The 20805-nt window shown below is 60.9% G+C and carries 16 protein-coding genes; 12 read left to right on the forward strand and 4 right to left on the reverse strand.

Translation table 11 applies throughout. From position 1 onward, the window contains the following. Window positions 1–181 precede the first annotated feature (181 nt). Entirely contained in the window at window positions 182–1666 is a 1485-nt protein-coding gene (locus ACA072_RS10765) for an ATP-binding protein (protein WP_497624270.1), read from the forward strand. Here ACA072_RS10765 and ACA072_RS10770 read toward each other — a convergent pair. After that, complete coding sequence (locus ACA072_RS10770; RefSeq protein WP_497624271.1) at window positions 1631–4483, reverse strand: ATP-binding protein; 2853 nt, start codon at window positions 4481–4483, stop codon at window positions 1631–1633. The two genes, ACA072_RS10765 and ACA072_RS10770, sit on opposite strands and share 36 nt — an antisense overlap. A 421-nt stretch (window positions 4484–4904) precedes the next feature. Between ACA072_RS10770 and ACA072_RS10775 the strand changes: the two genes are divergently transcribed. The 3 genes from ACA072_RS10775 (at window position 4905) to ACA072_RS10785 (ending at window position 7855) form a co-directional block, all read left to right on the forward strand. Then, window positions 4905–5516, forward strand: coding sequence for a flavodoxin family protein (locus tag ACA072_RS10775; protein WP_497624272.1), 612 nt, complete (start codon window positions 4905–4907; stop codon window positions 5514–5516). Beyond that, window positions 5513–6337, forward strand: coding sequence for an alpha/beta fold hydrolase (locus tag ACA072_RS10780; protein ID WP_497624273.1), 825 nt, complete (start codon window positions 5513–5515; stop codon window positions 6335–6337). Before ACA072_RS10775 ends, ACA072_RS10780 begins: the two co-directional genes overlap by 4 nt. A 75-nt stretch (window positions 6338–6412) precedes the next feature. Next, on the forward strand, window positions 6413–7855 hold the full coding sequence (locus tag ACA072_RS10785; RefSeq protein WP_497624274.1) for a catalase: 1443 nt from the start codon (window positions 6413–6415) through the stop codon (window positions 7853–7855). A 194-nt stretch (window positions 7856–8049) separates the two neighbouring features. Here ACA072_RS10785 and ACA072_RS10790 read toward each other — a convergent pair whose 3' ends face one another. Beyond that, complete coding sequence (locus ACA072_RS10790; protein WP_497624275.1) at window positions 8050–8490, reverse strand: helix-turn-helix domain-containing protein; 441 nt, start codon at window positions 8488–8490, stop codon at window positions 8050–8052. A 207-nt stretch (window positions 8491–8697) separates the two neighbouring features. Here ACA072_RS10790 and ACA072_RS10795 point away from each other — a divergent pair, with 207 nt between their 5' ends. The 8 genes from ACA072_RS10795 to ycaC all read left to right on the forward strand — a co-directional run bounded on the left by ACA072_RS10795 (window position 8698) and on the right by ycaC (window position 17819). Then, window positions 8698–9690, forward strand: coding sequence for an MBL fold metallo-hydrolase (locus ACA072_RS10795; protein WP_497624276.1), 993 nt, complete (start codon window positions 8698–8700; stop codon window positions 9688–9690). A 34-nt stretch (window positions 9691–9724) separates the two neighbouring features. Then, window positions 9725–10645, forward strand: coding sequence for a LysR family transcriptional regulator (locus ACA072_RS10800; protein WP_497451076.1), 921 nt, complete (start codon window positions 9725–9727; stop codon window positions 10643–10645). A 1020-nt stretch (window positions 10646–11665) separates the two neighbouring features. Then, window positions 11666–12025, forward strand: a complete 360-nt coding sequence (locus tag ACA072_RS10805) for a DUF6124 family protein (RefSeq protein ID WP_497624277.1) — start codon at window positions 11666–11668, stop codon at window positions 12023–12025. 172 nt (window positions 12026–12197) lie between these two features. Continuing rightward, entirely contained in the window at window positions 12198–13952 is a 1755-nt protein-coding gene (locus tag ACA072_RS10810) for a hypothetical protein (protein ID WP_497624278.1), read from the forward strand. A 334-nt stretch (window positions 13953–14286) separates the two neighbouring features. Then, on the forward strand, window positions 14287–14703 hold the full coding sequence (locus ACA072_RS10815) for a DoxX family protein (RefSeq protein WP_497624279.1): 417 nt from the start codon (window positions 14287–14289) through the stop codon (window positions 14701–14703). Next, window positions 14696–15289, forward strand: coding sequence for an antibiotic biosynthesis monooxygenase (locus ACA072_RS10820; protein ID WP_497624280.1), 594 nt, complete (start codon window positions 14696–14698; stop codon window positions 15287–15289). The genes ACA072_RS10815 and ACA072_RS10820 overlap by 8 nt, the downstream gene beginning before the upstream one ends. Continuing rightward, window positions 15286–17124 (forward strand): amidohydrolase, encoded by a 1839-nt coding sequence (locus ACA072_RS10825; RefSeq protein WP_497624281.1) that lies wholly within the window; start codon window positions 15286–15288, stop codon window positions 17122–17124. Before ACA072_RS10820 ends, ACA072_RS10825 begins: the two co-directional genes overlap by 4 nt. Window positions 17125–17192: 68 nt before the next feature. Next, complete coding sequence (ycaC, locus tag ACA072_RS10830; protein ID WP_497624282.1) at window positions 17193–17819, forward strand: isochorismate family cysteine hydrolase YcaC; 627 nt, start codon at window positions 17193–17195, stop codon at window positions 17817–17819. Between the two features lie 228 nt (window positions 17820–18047). Here the strand turns inward: ycaC and ACA072_RS10835 are convergent, their stop codons facing one another. Together ACA072_RS10835 and ACA072_RS10840 are read right to left on the reverse strand one after the other, a co-directional pair. Beyond that, on the reverse strand, window positions 18048–19484 hold the full coding sequence (locus ACA072_RS10835; RefSeq protein ID WP_497624283.1) for a mechanosensitive ion channel domain-containing protein: 1437 nt from the start codon (window positions 19482–19484) through the stop codon (window positions 18048–18050). A gap of 246 nt (window positions 19485–19730) precedes the next feature. Beyond that, a complete protein-coding gene (locus ACA072_RS10840; RefSeq protein ID WP_497624284.1) occupies window positions 19731–20756 on the reverse strand; it encodes an alpha/beta hydrolase in 1026 nt (341 codons plus the stop codon). Window positions 20757–20805: the final 49 nt, after the last annotated feature.

A 20805-nucleotide genomic window follows, 5' to 3' on the forward strand; every position in this document is an offset into this window, starting at 1 on the left:
CGGTCTTGGCCGTTGTGCGCACCGCAATGGCCGTGACGCTCCTACCGCGGTAGTTGTACCGTCACCGAGGCCTGCCAAGATACCCGTGAACTCTTTGCAATGGAGGTGCGGGAGCCTGGAGGGCGGGTGCGATGGATATTTGCGCTATGAGCCGGGCCAGGTTTTCAGCACGCAAACGTGCATGAACAGCCTCAGAGATTTAAACAGCGATACGGTGCTGCGGTTCGGCCCCTACGCATTCCACCTGCGGCAACGGCTGATCCTGGACGGTGATCGGCCGTTGCGTATGGGCGGCCGGGCTCTGGATATCCTCCAGGTGCTGGTCGAGCGCGCCGGCCAGGTGGTCAGCAAGGACGAGCTGATTACCCACGTCTGGCCGACGTCGGTGGTCGAAGAAATCAACCTGCGCGTGCACATTGCGGCTCTGCGTCGGGCCCTTGGCGACGGGCTGAACGGCCAACGCTATATCGTCAACATTCCCCAACGCGGCTACAGCTTTATCGCCCCGGTGGAGCCGGTGCCTGCGGGTACCTTGGTCTCGATCGAGACCGCGCAAAAACATCGGCACAACCTGCCGGCACGGCTCACACCGGTGACCGGTCGGGATTCGATTGTCGGCAGTCTGGTCCGGCAGTTGCCGGTGCGGCGCCTCATGACCCTGGTCGGCCCCGGCGGCATCGGCAAGACCACCGTGGCATTGCGCGTCGCCGAACTGCTGTTGCAGCACTATGAGGATGGCGTGTGGCTGGTGGATTTCGCAGCGCTCGATGACCCCGCGCGAGTGGTTGATCATCTGACTCAGACCCTTGAACTGGAGATCGGCACGACCCTGGACGTGTTGGCGCAACGGCATACGTTGCTGGTGTTCGATAACTGCGAACACTTGCTGGAGCGCTGCCGGACGTTGGTCGAGGACTTGCTGGCGCCGGCGCCTCGGCTGTCGATCCTTGTCACCAGCCGCGAACCGCTGCTGGCGGCGGGGGAAACCGTCCAGCGCTTGCCGTCTCTGGCGGTGCCACCCGCGTCGGCGTTGCACAGCGTGGCCGAGGCCATGGGCTATTCAGCGGTGCAGCTGTTCGTCAGTCGCGCCCGCAACCGCCAACAAGGGTTTGCCTTGCGCGAACAGGACCTCAAGGCGGTGCGGGAAATCTGTCGGCGGCTCGACGGTTTGCCACTGGCCATTGAACTGGCAGCGGCGCAGATCGATGCGCTGGCGTTGGTCGGTTTGCAGGCCCAGCTGGATAATTGTTTTCAGTTGCTGACCCAGGGCCGGCGCACGGCCGAGCCCCGACACCAGACCCTCAAGGCCGCGCTGGACTGGAGTTATGAAAGGCTGAGCGCTCTGGAACAAACCGTGTTGCAGCGCCTCTCGGTTTTCAAAATGTCCTTCACCCTCGATGCCGCAATTGGCGTGAGCAGTTGCGAGGTGCTCAAGCCTAATCGACTGGCGGCGTTGGTGCAGCGCCTGGTGGCCAAGTCGTTGCTCTCGATGGACCAGGTCAACGGCACCACCCGTTATCGCTTGCTCAACACCACGCGCACCTATGCCCTGGAGAAACTCGAGCACAGCGGCCACCTGCGGATGTTCGAGAGGCGCTACTCGCATTACATCAGTCGTGCGCGCTGGGTCTCAGGCTTGCAGTTGCCCATGGAGCTCGTCGAGTAACCGACGGACTTTGCTCAAGTCCGGCGTGGCAAAACCTTCGGTGAAGCGGTGGTAGATCGGTGCCAGCAGTTCATGCGCCTGCTGATGCCGTCCCTCGCGCTGCCACAGTTGCGCCAGCGAGGTGGCACTGCGCAGTTCCCAGGCCAGCGCGCCCTGATTTTTGGCCACATTCAAAGCCCGAAGCAATATCTCCTCGGCTGCGACGGCCGTGGAGGAGCGAGCCTGCTCGCGATGGCGTCCGCCCAGGCAATCCATCTCCGGCTGATTATCCTCCGCCAACAATGCATCAGCCCTGGCGCGCAATATCTCCGCCGTGCTCCAGCCTGCCGTACCGGCGTCGGCCCGTTGCATCAGGGCGTCATCGACGAAACCGCTGTCCAGCGTGACCATGATGTCCTTGATCAGCCCCACGCCTGGTTGAAGAGGCAAGTGCGCCTCGGCGCGGTCGATCACCTGCGCATAGTGCCGGGCCCATGTGTAGAACAGCAGAACCGAGTGTTTCTGTGATTGCTCCAGCAGCAGGCGCAAGAGATCACGAGCCGTACGGTTGTCGCCGTTGTAGTGAGCGATCAGGCAACCGGCCAGCGCCAGGGTGTAGCAGATGGACGTGCCATGGTTGATCTGGATCGCGATGTCCAGCGCTTGCCGGGCGGTGCGCCAGGCTTGTTCCGGTTGCCCCTGCAACCAGAGGATGCGCGCCAGAATCGTCAGGGCGGCGACGCTCTGATCGTAGTGCACGCCAAAGCCGTAGGTGAAGCGGTTGAGGTGGCCACTCTGGGCCATGCGTTGAAGGACCTGTTCGGCATTCATCCGCGCCTGCTGCTGGTCCCCGGTAAAGTGCAACGCCAGCACCCGCAAGCGATGCATGCTGAGGGACAAGACCGCATCGCCGTGCAGCCCCAATCGATCAAATTGCCGGCTCTGTTCCAGAGCCGTTTGGTAATTGGCGCAACACAGGTTGACCGCCATGTGCCCGGACACCGCCTGCAACTGACCGGCTAAATCGTTGCACTGTCTGGCGAGGGTTCTGGCGCTGACGAACGCCTCGATGGGTTCCGTCGCGCAGACCTGAGTGTGGTAACAGGAGCTGCCGAGGGCCAGCTTGAGGGTCATCTGCAGATGAGGGCAGGGCTCGGGCGCCGCCTCAAGCAAGGCCAGCGCCTTGCGTACGTAGACGCCGTGTTCCTTGAGCAGCGACAGTTCCTGCCAGAGTGGCGTCGAGGTCGCCGTCAAGCGGATCGCCAGTGCCTGCGGACCTTGAGCGTTCAAGCCCCAGTCGAGGGCCGAACGAATGTCATCCAGGCTGCGGGCGTAACGCTCGATCCACAGGTCGGTGGAAATCAGCTCCCAGTCAGTTTCAGCCTGATGCATCAAGGCCAGGCAACGTTCGGCGTGACGTTTTCGCGTGTCCTGCAAATCGGCGGTCTGGTCGAGTTTTTCCAGGGCATAGCTGCGGGTGGTGTCGAGCAAACGGTAGAACACTTCTTCGTCGCCCACTTCCACGTTCAGCAACGACTTGGCCACCAGTTGCGTGATCGAACCAAACACCACACCGGGCTCGATGTGGTCGCCGACGATCACCGCTGCCGCCGACTCCAGCGTGAAACTACCCCTGAACACGCCCAGTCGGCGCAGGCAGGTTTGCTCGCAGGCGTTCAGCAGTTCGAAACTCCAGTCGAGTGTGGCGCGCAGGGTCTGGTGTCGGCCCAGCGTCGACGGACAGCCCTGGGTGAGCAGGCGAAAACTGCCTTGCAGCTGCGTCAGCAATCCGCTCAGTCCAAAGTTGCCGACTTGGGCTGCCGCCAGTTCAATAGCCAGCGGAATGCCGTCCAGACGGTGGCAGATTTCAATCAATAGCGGCAGCTCGTCATCGCTCAGCTCGAAACTGTCATGGCTGGCCATGGCTCGCTCGACAAACAATTGCAGCGCAGAAAAGGTCAGCGCCTGAGCGCGGTCCAGCACCGCGATGGGCGGTGGGCAGTCGAGGGATTCGAGACGCTGGACGAACTCACCTTCGGCCCGCAGGCTCTCGCGGCTGGTGGCCAGGATGTGCACGTGTGGCGCGGCGCGCAGGATGCTTTCACAGAGCAGGGCGACGGCGTCGAGCAGGTGCTCGCAGTTGTCGATCACCAGCAACATCTGCCGCTCGCGCAGGCACGCGGCAAGGCTGCCCGTCGGTTCGGCGCCATGCAGGGACAAATCCAGCAGCGTGGCCAGATGTGTGGTGATCATCGTCGGGTCATTGATCGGCGCCAGGTCCAGCAGGCGAATGCCGTCCCGATAGCGACCGATCAACAGTTCGGCGACGCGCAGCGCCACCGTGGTCTTGCCGATGCCGCCGGGGCCGACGAGGGTGATGAAGCGCTGGCGTGACAGTTGCGTGACCAGGCTTTCGACCAGCAATTGGCGACCGATCATGCGCGTGCGACGGATGGGCAGGTTATGGGCGCTCGGCTCGATCCCTTTGCTGGCGAGCGGTTGCTCGATCGGTCCCAGCGAGAACGGCGCGACAAAACTGTAGCCGCGCTGGGCGACAGTGACGATATAGCGCTGGCCGGCCTGGCCGTCGCCCAGGGCTTTACGCAGCGCCGCCATGTGCACGCGCAGGTTGATGTCCTCGACGACGCTGTTAGGCCAGACCCCGGCGATCAGTTGCTGTTTGCTGACCACGTTTCCGGCGTGCTCCAGCAGGATCAACAGAATATCCATGGCGCGCCGACCCAGGCGCAGGGGCTGGTCGGCCTCCAGCACCAGGCGTTGTCCGGGATAGATCCGGTAGGGGCCGAAATGAATGGCCTGCTCGGGGGAAAGGGTCAACGTGTCGCTCCTGCTTGCATCCGTCTAGTACGCGGTTTTCGAGCATATTCCTCAGGTTTTTCCATCAACGCAACGAGGGTTTGGGTAACTGTCGGGTGTTCGCGGCGACTGCCTGTACCCGGTGCGACGGGCGGGCGCCGTATTTATTGGGTGCAACCGCAGCAAAGCAGGTGTTGAGGCTTTTGGCGCGCCAATGAAAATTAACAACGTTTAACTCGTCCTGCGTCTGGTCTACGCCCAAAACTCTCATCCTTCAAGTTCCAGGGAGGCAGGGACCCATGTCAGTCAGCCAAGAGCCGACCAATGTGGTAGCGGCGGTGCGGCGATCCGACTTGCTCGCGAAGGCGGTGTCACATTCAACACTGTTGGTGACTGACACACCGCTTTCGCGAGCAAGCCCGCTCCCACAAAGGACGCCACAATGAGCAGCGTGGTGGTGGTCTATCACAGTGGCTACGGGCACACCCGGGTCATGGCCGAAGCCGTGGCCCAAGGGGTGCAACGCCACGTGGGCAGCACCTGCCTGCTGATTCCGGTCGACGAGGTGGAGCAGCACTGGGACCGGCTGCACGACGCCGACGCCATCATCTTCGGCGCCCCGACCTACATGGGCAGCGCGTCGGCATCGTTCAAAAATTTCATGGAGTCCACGGCGGCGTTCTACCTCGCCCAGCCGTGGCGCGACAAACTGGCCGCCGGCTTCACCAATTCCGGCTGCCTGTGCGGCGACAAGCTCAACACCTTGCTGCAAATGGCGGTGTTCGCCGCGCAGCATTCGATGATCTGGGTCGGCCTCGACCTGCTGCCGGCGCGCTCCCCCACGGGCGCCTTCGATGGGCAAATGAATCGCCTCGGAAGCTCGCTCGGCGCCATGGCCCAGTCGAATGTCGAACAGTCCCCCGATCTCGCCCCACCTGCCGAAGATCGCTGCACCGCCGCTCATCTGGGCGAGCGGGTGGCGCGTCTGGCCGAACGCATGGCTCATTCACCGATTAGATCCAACCCAACACTCGCAAAAGGAGATATCGCATGAGTACGTTCACCACTCGAGACGGCACCGAGATCTACTACAAGGACTGGGGCACCGGCCAACCCATCGTCTTCAGCCACGGCTGGCCGCTGAACGCCGACAGCTGGGAATCGCAGATGATCTTCCTGGCCTCCAAAGGCTACCGGGTGATCGCCCACGACCGTCGCGGTCATGGCCGCTCCAGCCAGCCATGGACCGGCAACGACATGGACACTTACGCCGATGACCTGGCGCAGTTGATTGAGTTGCTCGACCTTAAGGACGCCGTGCTGTTCGGCTTCTCCACCGGCGGCGGCGAAGTGGCGCGCTACATCGGTCGCCACGGCACCGGTCGTGTGGCCAGGGCCGGGCTGATTTCCTCGGTGCCGCCGCTGATGCTCAAGACCGAAGCCAACCCTGGCGGCCTGCCGATCGAGGTGTTCGACGGCATCCGCCAGGCGTCCCTGGCCGACCGTTCGCAGCTGTACATCGACCTCGCCAGCGGGCCGTTCTTCGGCTTCAACAAACCGGACGCCAAGCCGTCCCAGGGCATGATCGACTGGTTCTGGATGCAAGGCATGATGGCCGGCCACAAGAACGCCTACGACTGCATCAAGGCGTTCTCCGAAACCGACTTCACCGAAGACCTGAAGAAGTTCGACATCCCGACGTTGGTGGTACACGGCGATGCGGATCAGGTGGTGCCGATCGAAGCAGCGGGCATCGCCTCAGCAAAACTGGTGAAAGGTTCTACGCTGAAGGTCTACCCGGGCGCCCCTCACGGCTTGACTGATACCCACAAGGATCAGCTCAACGCTGATCTGCTGGGCTTCCTCAAGGGTTGATGTACCCCGGCGCGGGCGTAGATCCGCGCCGGTTTTCGCTCCTGATGAGAGCAAACAACCATCGAGATCAAGTTCATGAAAAAGCTCACAAACGCCACCGGCGCCCCGGTGGTCGATAACCTCAATATCCAGACCGCCGGCCCTCGTGGACCGGCGCTCCTGCAAGACATCTGGTTGCTGGAAAAACTTGCCCACTTTGATCGCGAGCTGATCCCCGAGCGGCGCATGCATGCCAAGGGCGCGGGGGCCTATGGCACCTTCACCGTCACCAACGACATTACTCGTTACACAAAAGCCAATATCTTCAGCTCTGTGGGCAAGGAAACGCCGCTGTTCGTGCGTTTTTCCTCAGTGGCCGGCGAGCGCGGCGCGGCAGATGCCGAGCGCGACATTCGTGGTTTCGCGGTGAAGTTCTACACCGACGAAGGTAACTGGGACATTGTCGGCAACAACACACCGGTGTTTTTCTTCCGCGACCCGCTGCGTTTCTCCGACCTCAACCACGTGGTCAAGCGCGACCCGCGCACCGGCCTGCGCAACGCCACCAGCAACTGGGACTTCTGGACCCTGCTGCCCGAGGCGCTGCACCAAGTGACCATCGTCATGAGCGATCGCGGGATTCCCACCAGTTTCCGCCACATGCACGGCTTCGGCAGCCACACCTTCAGCCTGATCGACCGCGACAACCAGCGGGTGTGGGTGAAGTTTCACTTTGTCTGCCAGCAAGGCATCGAAAACCTCTCGGACGCCGAGGCGGCGGCGGTGGTCGGCAAGGACCGCGAAAGCAATCTGCGGGACCTGTATGAAGTCATCGAGCAGGGCAACTTCCCGCGCTGGAAGCTGTGTATCCAGGTGATGGAAGAAGAGCAGGCGATCAACTATCGGCATAACCCGTTTGACCTGACCAAAGTCTGGCCCCACGGCGAGTTTCCGCTGATCGAAGTCGGCACCATGGAACTCAATCGCAACGCCGAAAACCACTTCGCCGAGATCGAACAAGCGGCGTTCTCGCCGGCCAACGTGGTACCGGGCGTGAGCTTCTCGCCGGACCGCATGCTTCAGGCGCGGCTGTTTTCCTATGGCGATGCGCAGCGCTATCGCCTGGGGGTGAACTTCAATCACATCCCGGTCAACGCACCGCGCTGCCCGGCCCACAGCTACCACCGCGACGGCGCCATGCGCACCGACGGCAACCTCGGCGGCACCGCCAGTTACTTCCCGAACAGTGTGGGCGAGTGGCAGGACTCACCGGAACTGGCCGAGCCGCCGCTGCCGCTGGAAGGCTTCGCGCAGCACTACGATCATCGGCTGGAAGAGGACCATTACGAGCAGCCAGGGAACCTGTTCCGCTTGCTCGATCCGGTGCGCAAACAGCTGCTGTTCGACAACACCGCACGGGCCATGAACGGCGTGCCGCAGGCGATTCGTCAGCGCCATATCGACAACTGCAGCAAGGCTGATCCGGCGTATGGGTTTGGCGTGGCAGAAGCGTTGGAGCGCCTGTCCCCGTTGGGCTGACGCAACCCACGTCGCAACGCAAGGCCCCGTAGCAGCTGTCGAGCCTGCGAGGCTGCGTTCGGCTGCGCAGCAGTCGTGAAACCTGAGTACGCGGTTTACCTGAAACACCGCGTTGGCTGATTTCACGACTGCTTCGCAGCCGAACGCAGCCTCGCAGGCTCGGCAGCTGCTACAGAGTCGTGCGGTGTTGGACTTTATTGTGCGTGAAGCTGAGCGGTGCAGACTGGGCGTTGGGGCAGGGCGCGCACCGCACGGCAGCGCCACGCAAACGGATTGATCCCTTCGCTGCGGGTGAAGATGTGGCAGAAATGCGCCTGGTCGCAGAAGCCGCATTCGAGGCTGATTTGCGTCAGTGTCAGGTCGGTGCTCTGGATCAATTGCTTGGCGCGGGCGATGCGTTGGTGGCGAATCCAGTCTTGCGGTGAGAGCCCGGTGCTGCACTTGAACGCGCGGGAGAAATGGCTGCGCGACAGGGCACAGGCGCGGGCCAGTTCGGTCACTTCAACGGTTTCACCCAGGCGTTCGAGGATCAGCTGCTTGACCAGGCTTTCGCGCCACGGGGTCAGGCCACCGGTGGTTTTCTTTCGCGTTTCAGTGACAGTCGCGCAGGCGAGGATTTGCTGGGAAGAGGCCATGACAGATGTCCGTGTCGGTGAGCTTCATTCTTGGTCGCAGGGCTCTGACAGGCGAGTTAAACGTTGTTAATTCCGTCGGTGTTCAGGGATGACAACAGCGCTAACTCAGCACATTACTGCAATTTCCATGGCCACGCCCCGTGCACAATCGACGTCATCTGGCGGCGTTTACCTCGCCGCTTTTCTGACTCGATCAAGGGTGAAGGCATGAAACATTCTCTGGTTTGCGCGCTGGGGCTCGCGGTTGCGTTGGCGTCCGGTATTGCCTCGGCTCAGGCTCAGGCTCCGGCGCAGGTCGGCACCCAAGTGCCGGGCTACTTCCGCCTGGCGGTGGGCGATTACGAAGTCACGGCACTGTTCGATGGCTACAACGACCTGTCGCCCAAACTGCTCAAGGGCCTGACCCAGAGTCAGATCCGCGCGCTGCTGGCCCGTCGCTCGATTGAAACGCCAGGCGTGCAGACTGCGTTCAACGCCTTTCTGATCAACACCGGCAAACAACTGATCCTGGTAGACACCGGCGCCGGCCAGTGCATCGGCGAAACGGCCGGCATGCTCTCGGACAACATAAAAGCGGCCGGTTACGAGCCTGCACAAGTCGACACGATCCTCTTGACCCACCTGCACCTGGACCACGTCTGCGGGCTGGTCGACGGTCAACAGAAACCGATTTTTGCCAACGCCACGGTCTTTGCGGCGAAGGCAGAGGCCGATTACTGGCTGGATCCGCAGGCCCTCGCCAAGGCCCCCGAGGGCGCCAGGCCGTACTTCAAAATCGCCCAGGACTCGACCGCACCGTATGTGGCCGAAGGGCGTTTCAAGACCTTCGCCGCCGGCCAGTCGCCGGTGCCGGGCGTGGTCGAGGCCGAGCTGGAAAGCGGGCACACGCCGGGCAGCACCACGTACCGTTTCACCTCGCAGGGCCAGAGCATTCTGTTCATGGGCGATCTGGTGCATAACCTTGCGGTGCAGTTCGAGCATCCGCAAGTGTCGATCGGTTTTGACGTCAACAGCCAGCAGGCAATCAAGAGCCGCGCCAAGGTGTTCAGCGCTGCGGCGGCGAGCAAGACCTGGGTGACGGCGGCGCACTTGCCGTTTCCGGGCATCGGCCACATCGCCGTAGAGGGCAAGCACTTTCAGTGGGTGCCGGTCGAATACGGTCCTTACAAACGTGCGGCCAAAGTACCGCTGATCGAGTAAAGTCCCCGGCTGAACACACAAGGAAACCGTGCCTATGAACCGTAACGATCTGCGTCGCGTCGACATGAACCTGCTGGTGATTTTCGAAGCGTTGATGTTCGAAAAGAACCTGACCCGTGTGGCCGAAAAACTGTTCATGGGGCAACCGGCGGTGAGTGCGGCGCTGGGGCGGTTACGGGATCTGTTCGACGATCCGTTGTTGCTGCGCAATGGCCGCGGCATGGAGCCGACGGGGCGGGCGCTGGCGATTCTCAAGGAGCTGCAACCGGCGATGGATGTGATTTCCGGGGCGGTCAGTCGCGCCAAGGAATTCGACCCGACGACCAGTTGCGATGTGTTCCGCATTGGGCTGTCGGACGATGCCGAGTTCGGTTTGTTTCCGCCGTTGTTGCGGCAATTGCAGGAAGAGGCGCCGGGGATCGTGGTGGTGGTGCGGCGCGCCAACTATCTGTTGATGCCGGCATTGCTCGCCTCTGGGGAAATTTCCGTGGGGGTGAGCTACACCACGGATCTGCCGGCGAATGCCAAGTGCAAGAAGTTGCGGGACATTCCCTGCAAAGTGCTGCGCGGGGACAAGCGACCGGGGACGCTGACGCTCGACGAATACTGCGAACGACCGCATGCCATGGTGTCGTTCTCGGGCGACCTGAGCGGCAACATCGATCTGGATCTGGCCAAGGTCGGACGCAGCCGCCGCGTGGTATTGGGCGTGCCGCAGTTCAGCGGGTTGCGGGCGTTGCTGGCCGGGACCGAGATGATTGCCACGGTGCCGGATTATGCGGCATGTGCGTTGGTTGAAGGGTGTGCGTTACGGGCGGAGGATCCGCCGTTTCCCATTGATGCGGCGCAGTTGTCGATGGCCTGGAGTGGGGTGCATGACAATGATCCGGCGGAGCGGTGGTTGCGGTCGCGGATCAGTGATTTCATGTCGAGGCCTTTGCCGGTTTCGGCTTGAACGTGGCGGCCTTCGGGCCGACCAAGTTCCCCTTTCTGTGCCCCATCCAACTGTGGGAGTGAGCCTGCTCGCGATAGCGGCCTGACAGCCGACTAATCTATTTCAGGTGTACATATCCATTCCTGCGGTAACGGCCACTTATGGTTTCGCCCTTACGGCGAGTCCCTTTTGCAAACGCCCAAAAGGAACCAAAACGCTTCGCCCCAGCGTACGGCCCCTCGCCTAGGCTCGGCGTACCCTCGCTCCGGCATTCATCTGGGGGCATCGCCTCCGGTTGGCTTCGCTTCAACCTCCTCTCGATGTGTGCGGCTTCGCCGCACGGCGCTTCGCGCCCACCCCCCAGATGAACGCCTCCACTCGGCCTGCCGAAGGGGCGGGCAGATCAAAATCAAAAGCCAGATCAAGAGCTGCAGGCGAGCTAACGCTCGGCCTGTTGAGTGGTGAGAAGCGCGAGGTTTACGCCGATCAATTGTGGGAGCGGGCTTGCCCGCGAAGGCGGCCTAAAAGCCGACCAGTCTCTTTCAGGTACACACCATTCCACTGTAGGAGTGAGCCTGCTCGCGATGGCGGTGTGTCATTCAGCATTGATGTTGGCTGATCCATTGCCATCGTCGGAACGCCGCCCGGAGCAAGCCCGCTCCCACAGGGGAAATGTGATGATTCGAGGGCTGTGTTTAATGGTGTTTAACGTTACGTCCTGAAAGCTACAGATCCTTGCGCCGTTGCCTACGACTGCGCCAGAATCCGCCGGCTTGTGTGCTTTGACCTTGGTCTTTATCGTTTCCGCATCGCTGCCAATCAGCGATCGGGTTTAGCGACCTGAACAGGTATAAGCGCAACAACGCTCCCTCTTATTGCAGGCGTTCCATGTCTGCAGTTTCGATATGGTGGCTGTGCGCGGGAGGCCCTCGGGTCTGCCGGGTCTTATACCTCTCGGTTCGCTAACCTGCGTACAGCCGCCACCCTTACTTGTTTAGCGACAGGTGCTGGTGGTTCCATCAGGTATAACGGAGATTCACCATGTTCAAAGCCACACCCAATCCCCCGGAAGCCGACGACGTTTCCCCCTACGATCCCCTCGATCCAAAAAAACTCAACGAAGCCGCTGACCGCGCATTGGATCACTACCTCAATCCGTCTGCCCTGAAAGCCCCCGTCATCAGGAAGCCCAGCACAATGTTCATCATCGCCCCCGATATCGATAACGAAAGCCTGTTGGCCCACGCTTGCGAATCTCTGGCGTCGGCGAGTGTGCTGGCCAGTGATTTTGCGGGTCATCTGGAGGGGCCGCAGCGGCATGCGATGCTGGGCATTCAGCAGGTCATCATGCTGGCTGAGCTGGCGGTGAATCGGGCGCTGGACAGTGTTGATCCTCGGTAGCTTCTGATTGAAACAGCGGCCTCGGCAGGGGCCGTTTTTTATGTCTGGTCCTCATACCATTCGTCGGTAAAAGCGGTCGACCTGTAAGTTCTGACAGTAGCGGATGTTCTCTATCCGGTGTGAGATAGGCCAGCACCCTAAGGGGGCGAGGTCAATCACGCACAGAGAATGAATGATGAATAGTCCGGTTACCGTGCTCACCAACGACCTGCCGCCCCCGCATATCAAGGAAAACCCGGCCTTCACCCTACTGAATCCCGTGCCGGTCAGGCACACCCTTACTGTGGTTGTGAACTATGAAATGCAACCCACGGACCGGATCAGCGTGAGGTGGCAGGGGGCGCCGGGCACTCCGGCTGAAGGTTCATACACCTCGGACTTCGTCCCGGTCGGTAACACACGTCCCATGGAGCTTCGAATTCCCAATTCGCTGGTGACCTACAATCTGGGCCAGACAGTAATGCTGACCTACACCGTCATCAGCGGTGATTCGGAGCCCCAAACCTCGCAGCCCTTGATTTTGTATGTGCTGCCCCTGGCACAAGGCGATTTGCCCAGACCGTTTATTCCGCAGGCGGACAACGCTGGCGAAGGTTTGGTACTGGATGTGAATAATCTGACTGAATTCACCCTGCGGATAAACGGATGGCCTCTGATTGCTTACGATCAAAAATTCTGTCTGCGGCTCAGAGGCACTAACGCCAACGGCAGCGCTTTCGACGTCCTGTACTGGCCGAGCACCATAGTCGATCAGCCCTTTATCCTTAGAGGCTTTCACGCGCAAAACCATGACGGCGCCCCGCTCAAGGGACTCAGGGGTGGCAGCCTATTGATATTGGAGTTCATGGCGACTTTGGATGGCAACCAGGATGTAGCTTCGGCTCTGAAGTTTGCGCCACGAAACTACATCGTCGGAACAAACGCATCGGTACCCCCGGTGATTTTGTCTGTGAAAGATCCTCTCGGTCAGGACATCGATGATGGGGGGGATACCGTGCACGCCAGCGTGACGATAGAAGGTACTGCCATGGAGGGCGAAGAGGTAGAAATCCATGACGGGCCAACCCCGCAAGGTACGGTCAGGGCGGATTCCGGCAGTTGGAACCACCGGGTGACCGGATTGACTGAAGGATTACACGTATTCACGGCCCAAGCCTTGTACGGCAATGGTGATGTGTCCAACCGATGGACGATCAACGCGGTGAAGCAAGATCGTCAGCTGTGGATCAAAGAATCGGCCGATAACTTTAATCTGGATCCTCTAGCAGTCACGCAAAGTCTTACCGTAGTGGTGAACTACGACATTCGACCCTCCGACAGGATCAGGGTGACCTGGACCGCCGCGCGAGGTACGCCAGCGGCGGGTTCGCAGATTACGAACACGTTCGTGGCTGTCAGTACGGGTCCTATGGAAATACCGCTGCGCGTTTCATTGGTGGCGTTTAGCCTGGGTAAAACGGTGGAGATTTCCTTCACCTATGAACGTGGCGTATCGCCTCCGGTGACCTCGCAACCGTTTCCGGTCAACGTACTCAATCTTCCGGCGGCTGCGTTTGTTGCTCCGGTGATTACCCAGGCCAACGGTACAAGCGTTTTGGTTCTGCAAGACGTAATAGAGGGTGCAACTCTCCAGTTTGGCGGCTGGCCGCATATTGCCACTGGACAACGTGTCTGGCTGGATCTGAAGGGCGAGAACGCCAGCGGCGTCCACAACCTCACCCTATGGACCGGCACGAACAACACGGTTTATCGGAGTTGGGCCACGTCCAATAGCTACAGACTTACAATTGCGTACAGCTATCTGCAGCAATTGAAAGATGGCAGCAAATTGTCCATTCGCTTCAGTGTCAATATGGATCAGGTTCCGGAACCCGCGACGGCGGTGGTCTTTGATGCCCGTGAATATACCGTTAGGGCCACTCCTTAATCAGGGCCAGCGTCATTACCCGCGGTTTCGATCCATTGAAAAGAACGGTCTCGGTAGAGGCCGTTTTTTGTGCCTGACAGAAACCTTCCAGCAATGAAAGTTCCCTGTGGGAGCGGGCTTGCTCGCGAAAGCGGTGGGTCATAGAAAATGATGTTGACTGACACTCCGCTTTCGCGAGCAAGCCCGCTCCCACAGGGATCTTCGGTGGATTGCAGATTGGAGCACGTCGCAAAAAGAGCACGTATATCCAATTTTTTCCGCCCCCACACCGGCACTATCAAATGAAGTTCCGGCGCAACGACGCCGGTAGTTTTTCATTTGTGCAGGTGAGCCCATGAATACGTCGCGATGGGATGAACGGGCCCAGGATTTCGGGCTGCTTTTTCTACGGGTCAGTGGCGGTTTGTTTCTGCTGTGGGTGCACGGTTTGCCGAAGCTGCTTAACTACAGCGCTCAACTGCAAGTCATCGAAGACCCATTCCACCTGGGTGCGAACGTCACGCTGCTGCTGGCGATTTTTACCGAGGTGCTGTGCCCGTTGCTGATCATCGCCGGGGTGTTGGTGCGCTTGGCGTGCCTGCCGATTTTGTCGGTGTTGCTGGTCGCGCTGCTGGTGGTGCATGCGCAATGGAGCCTCGACGAAGGGCAGTTCGGCTGGCTGCTGTTGATTGTGTTCACCAGCCTTTTTATCGCCGGGCCAGGACGGCTGGCGCTCAATGTCCGATTCGCCGGAGCTTTGCGTTATGCCTGAATCCAATCGTTTCGAGGAAGTCGTGACCCTGGTGATCAAGCACCGGGTCAAGGCCGGTTTTGAAGTGCCCTACGAAGCCTGGTTGCGCAACATTGTCAGCATCGCCGGGCAGCAGGACGGGCATTTGGGCGTGGATGTGATGCGCGGTAAAAACGCCGGCCTCGACATGTACACCTGCGTGCTGCGCTTTTGCACCACCGAGGCGATGCAGCACTGGCTCGATTCGCCGCAACGTCTGGCACTGGTCAACGAAGCCACGCCGATGCTCGCTGATGGCGACCAGACCGAGGTCAACCCGGTCAATGAATTTTGGTTCGCGCCGCAAGCCGACGCTGCTTCGCCACCTCCGCCGCGCTGGAAACAGGCCGTGGTGACGTTGTTGGTGATTCTGCCGCACACCTTGCTGGTGCCGCTGCTCTGGGGCCCGCTGCTGCAACTCAACACCATCCTGTCCAATTACGTGATCGCCACGTTTCTGATCACGCTGACCATCGTCGTCTCGGTGGTGTACCTGTTCATGCCGATGGCGACGCGTCTGTTCGCGCCCTGGCTGTCCCATTCCACTCCTTCCAAGGAAACGCGATGAACGCCGATCTGATTTTATTCAATGGCCAATTCCATACCGTTGACCGTGAAAACCCACGCGCCAGTGCGGTGGCGATCAGCGAGGGTCGCTTCGTCGCGGTCGGCACCGATGCCGACGCCATGGCCCTGCGCGGCTCGGGCACCCAGGTCATCGACCTCAAGGGCCGTTGCGTCATCCCCGGCCTCAACGACTCGCACTTGCACCTGATCCGTGGCGGTCTGAATTACAACCTCGAACTGCGTTGGGAGGGCGTGCCGTCGGTGGTCGATGCCTTGCGCATGCTCAAGGACCAGGCCGATCGCACGCCCACGCCGCAATGGGTGCGCGTGGTCGGTGGCTGGAACGAATTCCAGTTCGCCGAAAAGCGCATGCCGACCCTCGAAGAACTCAATCAGGCCGCGCCGGACACACCGGTGTTTGTCCTGCATTTGTACGACCGCGCCTTGCTCAACCGCGCCGCGTTGCGCGTGGCCGGTTACACCCGCAACACGCCGAATCCGCCGGGTGGCGAGATCGTGCGCGATAGCAACGGCGAGCCGACCGGCATGCTGGTGGCGCGTCCCAACGCGATGATTTTGTACTCGACGCTGGCGAAGGGGCCGAAGTTGCCGCTGGAGTATCAGGTCAACTCGACCCGCCAGTTCATGCGCGAACTCAATCGCCTCGGCCTGACCAGCGCCATCGATGCCGGCGGCGGTTTCCAGAATTATCCCGACGATTACCAGGTGATCGAGCAGTTGGCCAAGGACCAGCAACTGACCATTCGCATCGCCTACAACCTGTTCACGCAGAAGCCGAAAGAAGAGCTGACCGACTTCAAGAACTGGACCAGCAGCGTGACCCTGCATCAGGGCGACGATTACCTGCGGCACAACGGCGCCGGGGAAATGCTGGTGTTCTCGGCGGCGGATTTCGAGGACTTCCTAGAGCCGCGTCCGGACCTGCCGCAAACCATGGAAGACGAGCTGGAACCGGTGGTCCGCCACCTCGTCGAGCAGCGCTGGCCGTTCCGTTTGCACGCCACGTACAACGAATCCATCAGCCGCATGCTCGACGTGTTCGAGAAGGTCAACCGCGACATTCCGTTCAACGGTTTGCCGTGGTTTTTCGATCATGCTGAAACCATCACGCCGCAGAACATCGAGCGGGTGAGGGCGCTGGGTGGTGGTATCGCGATTCAAGATCGCATGGCGTTTCAGGGCGAATATTTTGTCGAGCGTTACGGCGCCAAAGCCGCCGAAGCCACGCCGCCGATCAAGCGCATGTTGGCCGAAGGTGTACCGGTTGGTGCCGGCACCGATGCGACGCGAGTGTCCAGTTACAACCCGTGGACCTCGCTGTACTGGATGGTCAGCGGTCGCACTGTCGGCGGGCTGGAACTGCATGCCGAGGGGCTTTCGCGGCAGACCGCGCTGGAGCTGTTCACCCACGGCAGCGCCTGGTTCTCTTCCGAGCAGGGCAAGAAAGGCATGATCAAGGTCGGCCAACTGGCTGACTTGGCGGCCCTGAGCGCGGACTTTTTCAGCGTCGATGAAGAAGCGATCAAGTGGATCGAATCGGTGTTGACCGTGGTTGGCGGCAAGGTGGTGTACGCCGCCGGAGATTTCGAAAAACTCGGACCTGCCAGCGTGCCGGTGCTGCCGGACTGGTCGCCGGTGGTCAAGGTGCCGGGTCACTGGCGTCCGACGTCGCCGATGCAGGCGCAGGTTCACCATTGCAGCGGGCCGTGCGGCGTGCATTCCCACAGTCATGAAAAGGCCCGTTTATCGAACGCGCCGGTCAGCGATTTCGCCGGTTTCTGGGGCGCGTTCGGCTGCTCGTGCTTCGCGTTCTGACAATCACAATCAGCGCCGATGCAGCGCGTCGGCGCCCTGCGTAATACCCATCCATCGAGGAGTTTCACATGAGCAACGTTCCGTACAAACGCCTGAACAAAGACGATGCCGTTGTCCTGTTGGTCGACCACCAGACGGGCCTGATCTCGCTGGTCCAGGATTTCTCGCCGAACGAATTCAAGAACAACGTGCTGGCCCTTGCGGACCTGGCCAAGTTCTTCAAACTGCCGACCATCCTCACCACCAGTTTCGAAAACGGCCCGAACGGCCCGATGGTGCCTGAGCTCAAAGAACTGTTCCCGGACGCGCCATACATCCCGCGTCCAGGCCAGATCAATGCCTGGGACAACGAAGATTTCGTCAAGGCAGTCAAGGCGACTGGCCGCAAGCAACTGATCATCGCCGGTGTGGTGACCGACGTGTGCGTAACGTTCCCGACGCTGTCGGCGCTGGCGGAAGGTTTTGAAGTGTTTGTGGTGACCGACGCCTCGGGCACCTTCAACGAAACCGTGCAGCAAGCAGCCTGGGCCCGTATGGCGGCGGCCGGTGCACAACTGGTGAACTGGTTCTCGGTGGCCTGCGAGCTGCAAGGCGACTGGCGCAACGACATGGAAGGCTTGGCGAACCTGCTGTCGCCGCGCATTCCGAACTATCGCAACCTGATGAACAGCTACTCGGTGCTGACTGCGAAGTAAGCCCGGCGATCCACAAAAATGCCCGCGACTGTGCGGGCATTTTTCTTTCTGGCGAATGAGCTTTTGTAGCAGCTGTCGAGCCTGCGAGGCTGCGTCCGGCTGCGAAGCAGTCGTCAGTTCAGACAATGCGGTGCGTCAGAAAAAACTCGCACTCAGGTTTTACGACTGCTTCGCAGCCGGACGCAGCCTCGCAAGCTCGACAGCTGCTACAGGAAACAGTGTGGTCCGTCACACCGATTGGCGTTTTTGCAGCCAACTCAGGAAACCGCTTTTCTTGATTTGCACCGGTTTGGCCATCAACGCCAACCGGCTGTTCTGTTGCCTTACCGCCTGCAGCTTGTTCAACGCCCGACCCACTTCAACCTGTCGCTCCATGCAGCCACGGGTCAGGGTTTTGTCGATCCGGTAGATGATGCACGAGGTCAATGTGGTGAAGGTGGCCTGGGACGGCGTGTCGGTGAGGATGCTTTGCTCACCCATCACCTCGCTCGGCCCCATTCGTCCGGCTTCGGTTTGCCCGGCGCCGTCCGGCACGGTAGCGCTGACCACACCGGTTGCAATCACCATCAAACTGTCCGGCACTTCGCCCAATTCCAGCACCACTTGGCCGGCCGCGTATTGCTGCGCAACCATCGACTGAGCCATCTGATCGCGCTCATCTTCGCTCAGGGAACGGAAGACTTTCACTTCATCCAGCAACGCCCGCGCGCGGGTTGTCGGCTCAATCACGCCATCGATCTGCCGCGAAATCCCCGCCGCTTCGAGGTGCCGATGCGCCAGGTCGAACAGCTGATTACGCACGTCGCTTTTCTTTCCGAGCTCGGTGATAAAACCGCTGGCCACGTATTCGGACATGGTTTCGCCAGCCTCTTTGAGCACTGCTTTCGGCGCCGGGGTGAGCAGTAAACTGCTGCTGCCCTGAAGCGTGCGCTCCAGTGCATCCAGCACCCGACGCGGGCGAATGTGGTTGGGTACCTGGATGCTGATCGATACGCCATGCATGTTGTTCGGCCGACTGAGATTGACGATTTTCGCCTTGGCCGCCACCGAGTTCGGCACCACGGCCGTGCTGCCGGCGCTGGTCAGCAGGTGGGTGGCGCGCCAGTCGATGTCGAGCACTTTGCCCTCGACGCCATCGATCATGATCCAGTCATCCACCTGATACGGCTTGGTGGTGTTGAGCACGATCCCGGAAAACACATCGCTCAAGGTGCTTTGCAACGCCAGACCGACGACGATGGCCACGACGCCGGACGTCGCCAACAATCCTTTCACCGGCAGCTCCAGCACATAACCGGCCGCCGCGACGATGGCGATCAGAAACACCAGCGCACCGATGACGTCCTGCAACAGGCGACCGCTGTGACCGATGCGACGCATCAGCACCAAGCCGATGACTTCGGTGAGCACCCGTGCGGCGTACAACCACCAGAGAATCCCCAACGCCGTGGCGCCCAATTGCGCGACACGGTCCTCGGCCAGCAGCGGCGCCTGCAACGGGCTCACACCGGCGTTGATCACCAGCGCGCTGAACATCACAAACAGCGCGAGCCGCACGCCAACCCGCGTGACGCGGTGTTTGAACGGCGCGAGGTGCCAGAGCACGGCGTCGATCACCAGCAGCAGGGCACTCCAGGACAGCAGATGGGCGAGGATAAAGGACATGGGGAAACTCCGACTAAAAGAACGCTTTCGATTCATGTAGCAGCTGTCGAGCACCGCGAGGCAGCGTTCGGCTGCGCAGCAGTCGTGAAATCAAGCAACGCGGTTTGTCAGGAGGACCGCGCATTCAGTTTTCACGACTGCTTCGCCCGAGCGCGGACCGAGCCGAACGCTGCCTCGCGGTGCTCGACAGCTGCTACAGGGGCAAGCAGCTTCGCCACACATTGCTGTGTGGCGAGGGGGAGGGGCTCAGTTCAAGTGCGTCTTGAGCTCCAATGCCGCCTGGCGAACCGCCGCTTTCACTTCCGCAATCTGGCTCAGCGGGTTGAGCAGGCCGAAGTCGTGGATCATGCCGTTGTAGCGCACCGCCGTGACCGGCACACCGGCCGCGTCGAGGTGGCGGGCGTAGGCTTCGCCTTCGTCACGCAACACGTCGAACTCGGCGGTTTGCACCAGGGCGGCGGGCAAGCCCTTCAGCTGTTCGGCACTGGCTTGCAGCGGCGAGGCATGGATCTGCGCGCGCTCGGCCTGGTCCGTGGTGTAGCTGTCCCAGAACCAGTTCATCATGCCCTTGGTCAAGAAATGGCCTTCGGCAAATTGCTGGTACGAGCCACTGTCGAACTGCGCATTGGTCACCGGCCACATCAACAACTGGAAGCGCAGCGCCGGGGTTTTCTGTTCCTTGGCCATCAAGGCCACGACCGCCGCCATGTTGCCGCCGACGCTGTTGCCGGCCACCGCCAGGCGTTTGCCATCGACGCCGATGTCCTTGCCATGCTCGGCCACCCAACGGGTCGCGGCGTAGGCCTGGTTGATCGCGGTCGGGTAGTGCGCTTCCGGCGACGGCGTGTAATCGACATACACTGCGACGGCGCCGGAGCCGACCACCAAATCGTGGATCAGACGCTGGTGAGTCGGGTAATCGCCCAGCACCCAGCCGCCACCGTGGAAGAACATGAACACCGGCAATTCACCCTTGACCTTGACCTTGGCCGGCCGGACGATTTTCAGGTTGATGGTTTGCCCGTCGACCTTGATCGCCCGGTCGCTGACATCCACACCCGACAGATCAACCTTCACCGAATTTTGCGCACCGGTCAGCACCGCACGGGCATCCTTTGGGCTCAGTTGCTCAAGCGGCTTGCCACCGCCGGCGGCGAGGGCTTCGAGGAAGGCCTGGGTGTTGTGTTCGACGCCCGGGCTGCCGGCGGCGAACGCGTTGCCGATGGAGAGGGCGAGGAGGGAGGCGGTCAGGGTTTTGTTGACGATGTTCATGGTCAATTCCTTTTTAATTGTGTGTTCGGTCCCTGTAGCAGCTGTCGAG

The organism is Pseudomonas sp. LBUM1656, from assembly GCF_059716065.1.

Coding starts and splice junctions, on each gene's coding strand:
- ACA072_RS10825 (WP_497624281.1), top strand. CDS start 15,286: ATGAACGCCGATCTGATTTTATTCAATGGCCAATTCCATACCGTTGAC.
- ACA072_RS10820 (WP_497624280.1), top strand. CDS start 14,696: ATGCCTGAATCCAATCGTTTCGAGGAAGTCGTGACCCTGGTGATCAAG.
- ACA072_RS10800 (WP_497451076.1), top strand. CDS start 9,725: ATGAACCGTAACGATCTGCGTCGCGTCGACATGAACCTGCTGGTGATT.
- ACA072_RS10780 (WP_497624273.1), top strand. CDS start 5,513: ATGAGTACGTTCACCACTCGAGACGGCACCGAGATCTACTACAAGGAC.
- ACA072_RS10815 (WP_497624279.1), top strand. CDS start 14,287: ATGAATACGTCGCGATGGGATGAACGGGCCCAGGATTTCGGGCTGCTT.
- ACA072_RS10805 (WP_497624277.1), top strand. CDS start 11,666: ATGTTCAAAGCCACACCCAATCCCCCGGAAGCCGACGACGTTTCCCCC.
- ycaC (WP_497624282.1), top strand. CDS start 17,193: ATGAGCAACGTTCCGTACAAACGCCTGAACAAAGACGATGCCGTTGTC.
- ACA072_RS10790 (WP_497624275.1), bottom strand. CDS start 8,490: ATGGCCTCTTCCCAGCAAATCCTCGCCTGCGCGACTGTCACTGAAACG.
- ACA072_RS10775 (WP_497624272.1), top strand. CDS start 4,905: ATGAGCAGCGTGGTGGTGGTCTATCACAGTGGCTACGGGCACACCCGG.
- ACA072_RS10785 (WP_497624274.1), top strand. CDS start 6,413: ATGAAAAAGCTCACAAACGCCACCGGCGCCCCGGTGGTCGATAACCTC.
- ACA072_RS10765 (WP_497624270.1), top strand. CDS start 182: ATGAACAGCCTCAGAGATTTAAACAGCGATACGGTGCTGCGGTTCGGC.
- ACA072_RS10835 (WP_497624283.1), bottom strand. CDS start 19,484: ATGTCCTTTATCCTCGCCCATCTGCTGTCCTGGAGTGCCCTGCTGCTG.
- ACA072_RS10840 (WP_497624284.1), bottom strand. CDS start 20,756: ATGAACATCGTCAACAAAACCCTGACCGCCTCCCTCCTCGCCCTCTCC.
- ACA072_RS10795 (WP_497624276.1), top strand. CDS start 8,698: ATGAAACATTCTCTGGTTTGCGCGCTGGGGCTCGCGGTTGCGTTGGCG.
- ACA072_RS10810 (WP_497624278.1), top strand. CDS start 12,198: ATGATGAATAGTCCGGTTACCGTGCTCACCAACGACCTGCCGCCCCCG.